General features: G+C 41.0%; 12 protein-coding genes. 9 read left to right on the top strand and 3 right to left on the bottom strand.

The features are described from left to right. The first annotated feature begins 20 nt into the window (after nt 1–20). A complete protein-coding gene (locus IPZ59_RS07620) occupies nt 21–872 on the top strand; it encodes a TlpA family protein disulfide reductase (RefSeq protein ID WP_236139273.1) in 852 nt (283 codons plus the stop codon). A 21-nt stretch (nt 873–893) separates the two neighbouring features. Here IPZ59_RS07620 and IPZ59_RS07625 read toward each other — a convergent pair whose 3' ends face one another. Continuing rightward, entirely contained in the window at nt 894–1,667 is a 774-nt protein-coding gene (locus IPZ59_RS07625; protein WP_236139274.1) for a CDP-alcohol phosphatidyltransferase family protein, read from the bottom strand. Nucleotides 1,668–2,005: 338 nt separating this feature from the next. On the opposite strand from IPZ59_RS07625, the gene IPZ59_RS07630 reads away from it, so the two are divergent. The 6 genes from IPZ59_RS07630 (at nt 2,006) to IPZ59_RS07655 (ending at nt 7,170) form a co-directional block, all read left to right on the top strand. Next, entirely contained in the window at nt 2,006–2,914 is a 909-nt protein-coding gene (locus IPZ59_RS07630; protein ID WP_236139275.1) for a mechanosensitive ion channel family protein, read from the top strand. 89 nt (nt 2,915–3,003) lie between these two features. Beyond that, entirely contained in the window at nt 3,004–3,849 is an 846-nt protein-coding gene (locus IPZ59_RS07635) for an ABC transporter ATP-binding protein (protein WP_236139276.1), read from the top strand. Further along, nucleotides 3,846–4,661 (top strand): hypothetical protein, encoded by an 816-nt coding sequence (locus IPZ59_RS07640; RefSeq protein WP_236139277.1) that lies wholly within the window; start codon nt 3,846–3,848, stop codon nt 4,659–4,661. Before IPZ59_RS07635 ends, IPZ59_RS07640 begins: the two co-directional genes overlap by 4 nt. A 1-nt stretch (nt 4,662) precedes the next feature. Beyond that, nucleotides 4,663–5,037: a GntR family transcriptional regulator gene (locus IPZ59_RS07645; protein ID WP_236139278.1), complete on the top strand. Its 375-nt coding sequence runs from the start codon at nt 4,663–4,665 to the stop codon at nt 5,035–5,037. Further along, the gene (locus IPZ59_RS07650; protein ID WP_236139279.1) at nt 5,027–5,308 is read left to right on the top strand and encodes a hypothetical protein; all 282 of its coding nucleotides are present in this window, start codon (nt 5,027–5,029) and stop codon (nt 5,306–5,308) included. The genes IPZ59_RS07645 and IPZ59_RS07650 overlap by 11 nt, the downstream gene beginning before the upstream one ends. A gap of 179 nt (nt 5,309–5,487) precedes the next feature. Then, complete coding sequence (locus IPZ59_RS07655) at nt 5,488–7,170, top strand: DUF885 family protein (protein WP_236139280.1); 1,683 nt, start codon at nt 5,488–5,490, stop codon at nt 7,168–7,170. Nucleotides 7,171–7,474: 304 nt separating this feature from the next. Here the strand turns inward: IPZ59_RS07655 and IPZ59_RS07660 are convergent, their stop codons facing one another. After that, on the bottom strand, nt 7,475–9,652 hold the full coding sequence (locus IPZ59_RS07660; protein WP_236139281.1) for a S9 family peptidase: 2,178 nt from the start codon (nt 9,650–9,652) through the stop codon (nt 7,475–7,477). Between the two features lie 144 nt (nt 9,653–9,796). On the opposite strand from IPZ59_RS07660, the gene IPZ59_RS07665 reads away from it, so the two are divergent. Beyond that, nucleotides 9,797–10,780 carry a D-alanine--D-alanine ligase gene (locus IPZ59_RS07665; RefSeq protein WP_236139282.1) on the top strand — a complete coding sequence of 328 codons (984 nt, stop codon included), beginning with the start codon at nt 9,797–9,799 and terminating at the stop codon, nt 10,778–10,780. Between the two features lie 63 nt (nt 10,781–10,843). Here the strand turns inward: IPZ59_RS07665 and metK are convergent, their stop codons facing one another. After that, entirely contained in the window at nt 10,844–12,097 is a 1,254-nt protein-coding gene (metK, locus tag IPZ59_RS07670) for a methionine adenosyltransferase (RefSeq protein ID WP_236139283.1), read from the bottom strand. 158 nt (nt 12,098–12,255) lie between these two features. Between metK and IPZ59_RS07675 the strand changes: the two genes are divergently transcribed. After that, a complete protein-coding gene (locus tag IPZ59_RS07675) occupies nt 12,256–13,422 on the top strand; it encodes an AIR synthase related protein (RefSeq protein WP_236139284.1) in 1,167 nt (388 codons plus the stop codon). Nucleotides 13,423–13,428 lie beyond the last annotated feature (6 nt).

Below are 13,428 nucleotides of genomic sequence, written 5' to 3' on the forward strand. Positions count from 1 at the left end.
GTTTTAAATTATCATAAGTTATGAATGTTTTGAAAACAATAGGTAGGCTTGTTCTTGGTTTACTTGTGATCGTACTTGTGGCCTTTTTTTCACTGATGATTTTTACTGAGTGGATTAAGATTTGGAATGTTACGCTGCTTGCTTGGTTTCCTTTGATGTTGGCTGGTCTGGGCTATTACTTGGCTGGACGGATCAATCGCTCAACGAATCCGGTCTTTTTATTGGTATTATTTGGAGCATTTCCCATTTATAATTTGGTTGATCTTATTTATTTCCCACAGGTACTGCTAGTGATTGTGTTTGCCTTGATTGGTCTTATTCTTTCAAGAAAAGAGTTGGCATCTCAGTACCGAAAAGTAATCTTGGGAATAAGTGTGGTAGTATTCTTGTTTTTTTTCGTTCGAGACCCGCTTGTATTTCTTTATAAGGATGGAGTTTACAAAGACGGTAAGCCAGTCTTTACCGTAACGCTTTGGGAAGGGTTTAAAAGTAATACTATTCCCGACGGTATTTATCTTGACAGAGAAGGAAACGAAGTGGATCTTCGCAGTTTTGAAGGAAGTGATGTATATGTAACCTTTTGGGCTACTTGGTGCGGACCATGTAAATTCCATAAACCCGCTCTTGATAGTTTGAAGAATAGTGAGGCAGCCCGAGACATTGTTTTTGTGGATATTTCCATAGACAAAGATCAGGAGAAATGGCAAGCGTATTTTGAAACCGAAGAGCGTAAGGGAATACAGTTAATTGCCAAAAGCTCATCCAAAACCATGGCGGATTTTCAGTTTGATGGTATTCCGTACTATGTATCCTTCAAAGCGGATGGTAAGTTTCGTCCAGCTTTTAGTCCAATTTATTTTCAACCGGAGTAGGTCAATCAAGCACCATTCGAATTAGTGCTTGATTAGTAAGCGTCTGATACCAATAAATACCACCAATAATACATTGTAAGCCACAAAGAAGGGCAGAATTAGGTCAATCATACCCAATGACAGCATGATGGAAATGATCAGTAACTGAAAGCCTAATCCATAGATAGAAATCAGTGTCATAAACCATTTGGGGAACACAGGCGCATCTGCAGCATCTTGGTCCAAGTAAAAAATCATTTTATCAAAGGCAACATACAGCATGTTGTATGTATCGTATAGGAAATCCACGGTTTGTTGACTTTCTACAGGAAAGGCCTTGGGCCGCTCAGTTTCCATAATTTTACTCGTTTTTTCCCCTCCTGCGGTGTTGTGTCGAAGTATCACGTAGTAGTAATTGTATAGGGTACCCTGGAGTTGCACACTTGCAAAGGCTGCTAAGGCGAGGAGTAAACTTGCATCCGTAACATACCAAATGGCTGCCAAAACGAGAAAATTGAGGAAAATATCAAAAATGGAGTCTAAGTATCTTCCCGTGTACGAAGGACGCTCAATGGTACGCGCAAGTTCCCCGTCTGCTGCATCAAGGATCGATTTGATGATCAGGAATATTCCAGCAGTGATGTAGTGACCATTTAAAATACTGTATACAGCAATCAACCCGCTGATACCAAAAAGATACGTAACCTGCACAGGCGTGATGTCTGTGTGCTGAATGCGGTTGACAAAGCTTCTCGCAAAGGGTCTTCCATAATCGGAGACATCCAAGAACTTGTCCTCAGAAGATAATTTGGGCATTTACTAATTTGGGAGCGTTCCTAAAACCCTTGCAAAATCCTAGGAAAAATGTACTGTTCAATATAGAGTTGCAAAACTAGGAAAAATATTGGGAAATAAGAGATTTCTATGGGCAACCGAGCGTATTTCGTTTAAATTGGCACTAATTAATCCAGTTGAATAGCATTCACTTTTAGTATTTAGGTGGCCTAATCGAAAAAATACATGTAAATTTTCGGTGACGATCGAAAATATACTTTTGGGACAATGGTGTTCGAAATGCGATCATCAATAATTTCAATTCATTGGCATTATTTTTTGTGAATCAAAGAAAGTCCGATTAGCTTTACTTTTAAGCTATGGAAAACTGGATCGAATACTTAGATACGCTGATAGAACAGGATATCCGATGGAATGTCTACAAGACCATCGCCATATTACTAGTACTATGGCTAATCAAAAAGGGGGCATACAAACTCATTGGAATCAAGAAAGATGCCGAGATGAAGCGTATGTACCATCAGCGGAAAACGGTTCAATACACCTTGGTATTTATTGGCCTACTGCTGATAGGTAACATTTGGATATCCAATTTTCAGTCCATTACGACTTTCCTTGGGTTATTGTCAGCGGGTATAGCTATCGCCTTAAAAGATATCTTTGTGAATATTGCTGGGTGGATGCTGATCTACATCAAAAAGCCCTTTGATGTGGGTGATCGGATCCAAATTGGTGAGTTTAAAGGGGATGTAGTGGATTTGCGTTTGATGCATTTCAGCATTCTGGAAGTGGGCAATTGGGTAGATGCCGAACAAAGTACGGGTAGGATTATCCATGTTCCGAATGGGAAAATATTCATGGACCCGCAAGCGAATTATAGTCAGGGATTTAATTATATCTGGAATGAGCAACACGTCAACATCAGCTTGGATTCAGATTATAAAAAGGCACAAGTAATCTTGAAAAATATGCTGACGTCCATGTTTCAGCCAGACTTCAAAAATATCGAAGCTGCCTTGAAACGTGCTCAAAAAGAGCATTTTATTTCATTTAGCTTATACACTCCTACCGTGTATGCCAAAATCCATGAGCGCGGGATTCAACTTTCCTTGCGATATCTTTGTAATCCGCGTAAAAGACGATTTTTTGAACACATGATTACAGAAGGAATCTTGGATAATTTCAAGCCCGAATCCTCCATCCAAATTGTGTATCCTACTACGTCTGTGATTCTCAAACAATCAGGCGACACAAAACCTCAGGCCTAAATTCAAAAAAAGTAGCAAAAAAATTTTGAGCTTTCATTTTTTTCATCAATCTTAGTGTCATAATATACTAAGACAGTAAAACAATTATTATGTACAACATTCAAGAACTTTCGTTCAGTTACCACAAAAGGCGACCCTTGCTACAGGGAGTTACGCTTCAGCCAGAGGCTGGACAGGTGGTAGGCTTATTGGGTAAAAACGGTACAGGGAAATCTTCTCTGTTGCGATTGATGGCTGGTTTGCTTCGGCCAAAGCATGGTACACTTCAGTTTGATGGTGAAGATGTCTTTGAAAGAAATCCCGAGATATTGGCGCAACTCTTTTTTTTACCAGAGGAATTTGACTTTCCAACAGGGTTGAAGGTGGCTGATTATTTTCGCGCTTTGGCTGATTTTTATCCTGCCTTTGATTGGGCAGCTTTTGAGCGATACAACCAAGAATTTGAAGTGGAAATGCATAGGGCATTTGGCAATCTTTCTTTTGGTCAACGGAAAAAATCGCTGATTGCCTTTGCTTTGGCCTCCAATTGTCAGGTGATTTTGATGGATGAACCTACCAATGGCTTAGATATTCCGGCCAAAGCCACCTTTAGGAAATTGGTTGCCGGCGCAATGCGTGATGAGCAGCTGATGGTGATCAGTACGCATCAGGTGCGGGATTTGGAAAAGTTAATCGACCATCTCTGGATCATTGACCAAGGTCAGTTGAAATTGGATGCTTCGGTTGCTGCCTTGGAAGAGCAGTTTGAGTTTGCCTTTGCAAGCACCTTACCTTCAGATGCGATCTATAATGAAGCACAATTAGGTACAAACTTTTATATCGCTCCCCGAGTGCCTGGGAAAACACCTACTTCGGTCAACCTGGAATTGTTATTCAATGCAACTATCCTTGGGAAACTATCTTATTCATCTACCGCTAACCTTCAGAACTTATGAAAAAATATTTTGATTGGAATCGATTTGTCCGTTTAGCGAAGTTTGATTTTGTTCAGCGGAAAGGGTTTTATTTGGGACATCTACCCTTAATTTTTGCGTTGGTGTCTTTGATACATTTGCTTGCTTGGAATGTGTTCCGATTTTCAAGAGATTTTATTCCTACCAATAATTTAAAGATTACATTTTTTATTGGCCTGATACTAGCAACGATAGTGATTTCAGGAAATAGTTTTAGAGAGTTTTACAAGAAAGAAACTGCCTTACAGTTTTTAATGGTTCCAGCTTCAAGCTTTGAAAAGTTCTTCCTCAAATTACTTGTAGGTATTTTACCGGTTGTCCTATTCTATCCATTTGTTTATGATTGGGCCGTTGAGTTTTCAATTTTTCTCACAGTTTTTATTCAAAAATCAATATTAGGAAAAGTTGTAATAGTTGAAGAATATAGGCCAATAATCCAGCTTGGTAAAACCTTTACCAATCCTGTAGGTGGGCCATGGTGGGGGCCAATTTCCCTTATCACATTCTTATTTTTCTTTCCTCTGTATTTTTATTTGGGTGGATTGCTTTATCCCAAACGTCCCAAAATCTATAGCTTTATTACATTGCTTGCTTTTGGGCTCATATTGATAATGTTCGTAAGTTTATTTTCAGTTTCCTTAAAAACCCCCATTCCTTTCTTACTTAGCTACCCTGAATTGTCAGAGAGTACTCCGATGTCTTCATCGAGCTTAATTATGTTGGTTTTCTTCTGGTTGACTATTCCAGCCATGCTGTTTTTATCCTATTTCAAACTCAAAGAAAAGGAGGTCTAAGATGGAGTTTAGCGAACATAAAAATATCTTTCTCCAAATTGGAGATTGGGTCTATGAACAGATTCTCGATGGACGATTGCAGCCAGGAGATAAGTTGCCATCCGTACGGGAATTGGCAGTAGAATTGGAAGTCAATCGGAATACTGCCATGCGCACCTATCAGGTCTTGGAAGAACAAGGGATCTTGGAAAATAAGCGGGGCATTGGTTTTTATGTGTCAGATACAGCACCAAAGGTTATTTTGCATAGACAGAAAAAGGAGTTTTTTGCAGAGGAACTCCCGTTATTGATCCAAAAAGTGAAGCTATTGAAGCTTACGAGCGAAGAACTCCAAGAATTGATTTTAACCATTCAACAAAACGACCATGAAAACTAGCACACGAATTATACTGATCTATTTTGCGGCATTCTTTTTTCTATTAGGGGGAAGCTTTATTTATAATGCTAACCAAGTAAAGAAAAATCCGCCTGAGGGAATGGAAGACTTTGAGTATCTATTTAAATTTGAATATAATGAGACACTAGGAGATGAAGTGGATGGTGATGTATCCATGCCCGATGACACTGACAACATGTTTGTATCTCCCGATGGTGATGTTTCACTGCCCTCGCTTCCAAGTGATCCAAAGAAAAAGTCTGAGGATTAACATGTCTTCTAGACCGAACTTTTCCAAAGTTTTAAAACTTTGGAAAAGTTTACCTTCTATCTTTTGCCTATCAAACCTGACCATCAATTCACTGGTAAAGGAATTGCCTCCATCCATCAGATATCGAGTAGACTTTTTGAGGTTTTGTGTTAACTTTCTTTCGTCTAATGCTGATTTCTATGAAAAGAATCCTACTCTCCTTTGCCTTTATATGTTGTTTGCAGGTTGCCTCTGCTACTGAACTGTATCAACTGATCAGTACCTATCAAGCCGATGTCAGTGCACTGAACCGAAAGTACACGAACCAATTTTCAGATGAATATTTCCAGCGGTTCGACAAACTCTATTCCGATTGGTTGAAGGTATTGGAAGGTTTACCTTATGACAGCTACTCCTTGGATGGGAAATTGGATTATCAGTTGCTTAAAAATCACCTGGAAAAGCAACAGTATTTTCATCAAGCATCCTATGCTGAATTCAAGTCTATCGCTTCTGTGGTATCTTTTGCGAAACCCCTAGAATCATTTTACCAGCAACGAAGAGCCGCTATCAAGCCATCTTCCCAAGAATTGGCAGCGACCTTTGCTTCTGTAGAAAAGGACGTGAAACAAACTTGGGAACAAGCAAAGAAATCCAAACCTTACACTTCTTGGCAGCAAGCAGAGTTAGCTGCTGCAGCGGTGGAATCCCTTAGACGTACGGTGGAGGAAGCATACAATTTTTATTACGACTATGATCCGGAATTTACCTGGTGGATGAAAAAGCCCATGGAAAATATGAATCAGGTGTTGAAGGGGTACAGTGCATTTCTCAAAAATCACTTTGAAAATACCATTGTCAAAGATGATGGTTCGGGTATCATCGGTAAGCCCATTGGGAAGGTGAATATAGAAAAGGAATTGCAGTACAACATGATTCCTTACACTGCGGAAGAATTGATCAAGGAAGGAGAAAAGCAATACGCTTGGTGCGAGGCGGAAATGATCAAAGCTTCTGAGGAATTAGGCTTTGGAAAGGATTGGAAAAAGGCCTTGGAACATGTGAAAAATCTCTATGTTCCTGCGGGTGTTTGGCCAGGAATGGTGGTAGAAATGGCCGATGAGGCGATCGAGTTTATGGAGAAATACGATTTGCTGACGGTACCTGCCATGGCCAAGGAAACCTGGAGAACCACCATGATGTCCGCCGAGCGTCAAAAAGTTAGCCCTTTCTTCTTAGGAGGTGAAACAATCATCATTTCTTATCCTACTTCCGAAATGTCCCATGAAGATAAGATGATGAGTATGCGTGGCAATAATCCTCATTTTTCTCGAGCAGTGGTACACCACGAATTGATTCCAGGGCACCACTTGCAGCAATTTATGAATCAACGGTACTTCCCTCATAGACGTATGTTCAATACCCCATTTTGGGTGGAAGGATGGACTCTATATTGGGAATTTAATTTGTGGGACAAGGATTTCCCTCGGAATGCAGAAGACAGAATTGGGATGTTATTTTGGAGAATGCACCGGGCGGCCCGCATCGTTTTCTCCCTTAATTATCACCTCAACCGTTGGACCCCACAGCAATGCATTGATTTCTTGGTGGATAAGGTTGGCCATGAGCGAGCCAATGCCGAGGCAGAAGTTCGCCGTTCTTTTGAGGGAAGTTATGGACCTTTGTACCAATTGGCTTATATGATTGGAGGTTTGCAGGTGTACAGCTTGCGTCAAGAGATGGTAGAAGGAGGAAAGATGAGCGAAAAAGAATTTCACGACTTCTTCATCACCCAAAACTATACCCCGATAGAATTGCTCAGGGCACGCATGAATGGGGATATTCCGAGGGATTTTAGGAGTGGGTGGAGGTTTTTGGATTGAAAGAATAATAGCCTTAACAAAAAATTAAAAGGGTGGAGACAGTCAATTCATCCATCTGAAGGGTTGACTTTTTACCCCAAATAAAATCCGGTGGAAGTTTCCTTAAATTTTCACCGCGAGATTTCAATAGGTTAAAAGCTAATCCCAAATGACCTCACCTCACAAAAAAAGACCTTCGAGATTATGAATAAATCTCAAAGGTCTTCTTATTTGTCACGTCCTAAAATTTATTGACTCTTGCTTCTAGACTCTCATATCTCGCTTCTCGTCTCTAATCTCTTGCAGGCAAGTCTATCCCTCTCTCCTACAGCTTCCTCTTGATAAAGTCAGTCATCAAGCTATACAAGTGCCAGGTGGTATTCCCACCATAGATACCGTGGTTTCGGTTCGGGTAATACATGGTTTCAAATTGCTTATCAGCTTTGATCAAGGCATCGACTAAATCTACTGCATTTTGATAGTGTACATTATCGTCTCCGGTGCCATGGATCAAGAGATAATTACCTTTGAGTTTATTTACATGGGTGATCGGGCTGTTATCATCGTATCCTGCCGCATTCAATTGTGGGGTTTGAAGGTATCGCTCTGTGTAGATGGTGTCATAGTACCTCCAAGTAGTAACAGGAGCGACGGCTATAGCGGCTTTGAATGCATCATTTCCGATCATCAATGCCAATGAAGACATGTAACCTCCATAAGACCAACCCCAAATTCCAATCCGCGAAGCGTCAATATATGGAAGTGACCCGAGGTATTTGGCTCCCGCAATCTGATCCTCCGTTTCGAGCTTGCCTAGATTAGCATAGGTTGCGTGCTTAAAGTCTCTACCTCTTCCACCGGTACCGCGGTTATCCACACAGACCACAATGTAGCCTTCCGCAGCCAAATGATGATGCCAAAAATCGCGGGTTCCTCCCCAAGAGTTCATGACATTCTGCGAACCAGGACCTCCATAGACATACATCAATACGGGATATTGTTTTGCTGGATCAAAATCCGAAGGCTTGATCATGTAACCATTCAAGGCTGTTCCCTCTACAGAGTTGAATGAAAAGAATTCCTTTTCTGCTAGTGCAAATCCATTCAAACGCTCGCGCAACTCCCTGTTTTCCTCCAATGTTTTCACAGCTTTACCAGAAGCGTCAAAAAGCCGAACAGTCAGCGGGCTTGTAGCACTGGTATAATTTGCGATGAAAAATTTAAAGTCCTTAGACATGTTGATGGAATGACTACCCTTTTCAGGAGTTAATATCTTCTTCCCTTTTCCATCCATACCAATGACATACAAGTTGCGCTCAAGCGGTGATTGTTCGGTAGATACGTAGTAAATCTTTTTGCCTTTTTCATCCACACCTACCAAATTGCTTACTTCCCAAGTGCCGGATGTAATCTGACGGATCAGCTTTCCTTCATTGTCGTGATGATAGATATGCTTGAAACCATCCTGCTCGGAAGTGCGAATAAAACCTTTATTCCCTTCCAAAAAGCGTAAGTCATCGTTATAATCCAAATCTACATAGGTTGCTGATTCTTCCCTTAAAATTAGTTTACTCTCACCAGTTTGCACATTTGCATAGAAGAGATCCAGCTGATTTTGGAGACGGTTCATTCGGAGATAGGCAAGCGTGTTCGTATCATTGGTCCAATAAATGCGAGGTAAATAGATATCTGTTTCTGATCCTGCATCTACATCAACGGTGTTTTTGCTTGCCAAATCATACACATGAATACTCACCAGTGAATTTTTCTCTCCTGCTTTTGGGTATTTGAAGCGATAGTCTTCCGGATACAATTTTCCCCAAAGTTGCATATTGAATTCTGGAACATCGGTTTCGTCAAATCGGATAAAGGCGATTTTCTTTCCATCTTTTGACCAATCAAAGGCTTTTGACATAGAAAATTCCTCTTCATACACCCAATCAGCAGCTCCATTCAAAACATGGTTCCATTTGCCATCCTCGGTTACTTGTGTGACCACATTGGTCGCTAAGTTGACATAATAAAGGTTGTTGTCTTTGACAAAAGCTACTTTATCATTGTCCGGAGAAAGGGTAGCGTACATGATTTTTTCTCCATCCATCAATCGCTGGGCAGTACCGGTTTTCAAATCTACTACATGGAATACTCCTTTGCTGGATCGGCGGTAGATGCTTTCCACTTCGGAAGCCACCAAGGCTTTGGACTCATCCGAATTGAAGCTGTAGCTGCTAAAATTAATACCCAATGCGGCGCCATCAATCAATACAGCCTCCTCATTGCCAGTTGCTACATTTATTTTTACCACTTTTGGTCCACCCGCCCCTCGCTGTAGGGAGGAGTAATACTGGCCATCTTTCATCCAGTTGATACCAAAGACGGACTTTTGGGAAAATACATTTGATTTAAATACATCTTCTAAGCTTACTTTTTTCTTGTCCTGTGCTTGAATTTGCCAAGAGAAAATCAAACATAACAGCAAGGCTGTCCATTTCAATCGAATCATATATATGAAGGGTTTATTTCAGCAGGCTAAGTTAATCAAAAAGGATGGTTCGCAAAGGCGAAGCTGTTGAACGGAGATTTTTTGAACTAAAAGGATGGAATTTTGCTGATTTTGTGCTAATTCGTAGTCAAATTCAATAGCCCTATGAAGAAACGAATTGCCTTGGTTACTGGTGGATTCACTGGTGAGTCTGTGATTTCACTCAAAAGTGCAGCGGTAGTAGATTCCATTCTTGACCGTTCCAAATATGAGGTTTTCAAAATCTTGATTTATCCAGGAGACTGGTATCATCAGACAGCGTCCGGAGAAAAAATTCCACTGGATCTCAATGATTTCTCCATCACTCTAGCCGGAGAAAAAATCAAATTTGATGGTGTTTTCAACATCCTCCATGGCTCTCCCGGAGAAGATGGAAAGTTGGCAGGCTATTTTGATATGATTGGGTTACCCTACACCACTTGTGGTGCTTTGACTTCTGCCATTACTATGAACAAAGGCTATACCAAGGCAATTGTGCAGGATATCCCCGATCTTTTTGTAGCGCGTTCTGTGCAGCTTTTTGAAAATACCGCTGAAAATGAGGCCTTGATTTTGAAAGAATTGAGATTGCCACTTTTCATCAAGCCCAATAATGGTGGTAGCAGTATTGGCATGAGTAAAGTAAAAGTACCGCAAGAACTAGGAGAGGCTTTAGAAAAAGCATTTGCAGAGGATTCTCAGGTATTGGTCGAAGAATTTATCTCAGGAAGAGAATTTTCCATTGGAGCTTTTCGATCCAAAGAGGAAATTACTGTACTTCCAGCTACAGAAATTGTCAGTAGCAAAGAATTTTTCGATTTTGAAGCTAAGTATCAACCTGGTATTACCGAAGAAATTACTCCCGGCCGCATGTCCGAAGAAGAGGTGTCTCGCGTCAAGCGAATTATCGAGCAAGTATATCAGAAGCTCAATTGCAAAGGTGCTGTCCGTGTGGATTATTTCTTGGAGTACGAAACAGGGAAGTTCTATTTTGTAGAAATCAACACGGTACCGGGACAGACTGAAACCAGTTTAATTTCCCAGCAAGTAAGAGCGATTGGCATGGAAGTTAGGGATTTTTACAACCTGCTGATTGAAGAAATGTGGTAAGATTTGAACTGATCTATTTTGAAAGGCACAAAAAAAACGACTGATCGCTCAGTCGTTTTTTTCTTAGAGTCCAAAAGACTTTTTAACTTTTTCTACGTAGTCCAGTTTTTCCCAGGTAAAGAGTTCTACATCCAGCGAAAGCTCTTTTCCATCAGGAGTTCTGAAAGTTTTGGTAACCACTTCCGGTTCTCTCCCCATGTGACCATAAGCGGCAGTTTCTTCATAGATTGGGTACCGCAATTTGAGGCGCTTTTCAATACTGTATGGTCTCATATCGAAGAGCTCGCTTACTTTCGCAGCGATTTCTCCATCACTCATGTTTACCTTAGCTGTACCATACGTGTTTACATAAATTCCCATTGGCTTAGCCACACCAATAGCATAAGATACCTGAACCAACATTTCATCTGCAACACCAGCTGCTACCATGTTTTTGGCAATGTGACGGGTAGCATAAGCAGCGGATCGATCTACTTTGGAAGGATCTTTTCCAGAAAATGCACCTCCACCGTGAGCACCTTTTCCGCCGTATGTATCAACGATGATTTTTCTACCAGTCAAACCCGTGTCACCGTGTGGTCCACCGATTACAAACTTACCGGTAGGGTTGATGTGATAGGTGATCTCATCTGTAAATAATGCTTGTATCTCAGGCTTCAATTGTGCTTTAACGCGGGGAATCAACAGGTTCACCATATCTTCCTTAATTTTTGCCAACATGGTAGGTTCATCCGCAAACTCATCATGCTGCGTCGAAATCACAATAGCATCGATTCGTTGTGGCTGATTATTGTCAGCATACTCTATGGTGACTTGTGATTTTGAATCTGGCCTTAAGTAGGTGATTTCGTTGCTTTCTCTCCGCATTGCGGCTAATTCTCTCAAAATTCTATGAGAGAGATCCAAAGCTAAAGGCATGAAGTTTTCTGTTTCCTTGGTGGCATAGCCAAACATCATTCCTTGGTCACCTGCGCCCTGTTCCTCAGGGTTTTTCCTGTCCACTCCTTGGTTGATGTCAGGAGATTGTTCATGAATGGCAGACAATACACCGCAGGAGTTCCCGTCAAACATGTATTCTCCCTTGGTATAACCAATGCGGTTGATGACCTGACGGGCTATTTGCTGCACGTCAAGATATGTCTCAGATTTTACTTCTCCTGCTAATACAACCTGACCAGTGGTCACTAAGGTTTCGCACGCAACTTTGGATCTTGGATCAAAGGCTAAAAAATTATCGATCAGCGCATCTGAAATTTGGTCTGCTACTTTGTCAGGATGTCCTTCAGAAACTGATTCAGAAGTGAATAAATAAGGCATATGGTCAATTATTGAATACTTGTTAAATAAGTTTGTAAAAATACGGCTTCCTTTCGAATTAGAAAATTAAATCGCTTCAATTGTAATCTTTCAATTGCCAGCCTGATATTCCCCTCAATATCCTTAACTTTGTTAATTAAAACCAACTTCCATCCCTCATGAATGAACGGTATATGCAGCGGGGCGTATCTGCCTCTAAAGAAGATGTGCACCAAGCAATTTCCAATCTCGATAAAGGACTTTATCCGCATGCTTTTTGCAAAATAGTGGAGGATACATTGGGCAATGATCCGGAGTTTTGTAATATCATGCATGCAGATGGAGCAGGTACAAAGTCTTCGCTCGCATACATGTATTGGAAAGAAACAGGGGATTTGAGTGTGTGGAAAGGCATTGCACAGGATGCGATCATCATGAATACGGATGATTTGTTATGTGTTGGTGCGGTGAATAATATTTTGGTTTCATCTACTATAGGAAGAAATAAAAATCTCATTCCAGGTGAAGTAGTATCGGCTATCATCAACGGTACGGAAGAAGTATTGCAAGTACTGCGAGACCATGGGGTTCATGTAGTATTGACGGGAGGTGAAACAGCCGACGTGGGAGACTTGGTACGAACTGTGATTGTGGACAGTACTGTTACCTGCCGCATGAGAAGGGATGAAGTCATATCCAATGATAACATTCGTTCTGGTGATGTTGTGGTTGGATTAGCGTCTTTTGGCCAGGCTACGTATGAATCATCATATAATGGTGGTATGGGAAGCAATGGCCTGACATCAGCGCGCCATGATGTATTCAGCAAAGTGCTAAAATCACGATATCCCGAAAGTTTTGATCCTGCAGTTCCTGAGCATTTGGTCTATTCAGGTAAATATGGCTTGACCGATCCCGCTCCTGGGCTGCCCGTGGATATGGGTAAATTGGTTCTTTCGCCCACTCGGACTTATGCACCGATTATGGTAGATGTGTTGAAGTACTTGCGTCCGCATATACATGGCTTGGTACATTGCAGTGGAGGTGCTCAAACAAAAGTGTTGCATTTTGTAAAGGATGTACACGTAATAAAAGACAATCTTTTTGAAACGCCTCCTTTGTTTAAAATTATACAAGAAGAAAGTGGTACGGATTGGAAGGAAATGTATAAGGTTTTTAACATGGGACATCGTTTGGAGGTATACTTGGAAGAGCGCTATGCAGAAGAAATCATTGACATCGCTGAATCCATGGGAGTGGAAGCTAAAATAATTGGAAGAGTCCTGCCTTACGAAGGCAAAAAAGTGACCATCCAAAGTGAGCACGGAACCTTTGAATACGAATAAGAAAAA

Origin of the sequence: Mongoliitalea daihaiensis (genome assembly GCF_021596945.1) — a bacterium.
Classification (GTDB): domain Bacteria; phylum Bacteroidota; class Bacteroidia; order Cytophagales; family Cyclobacteriaceae; genus Mongoliitalea; species Mongoliitalea daihaiensis.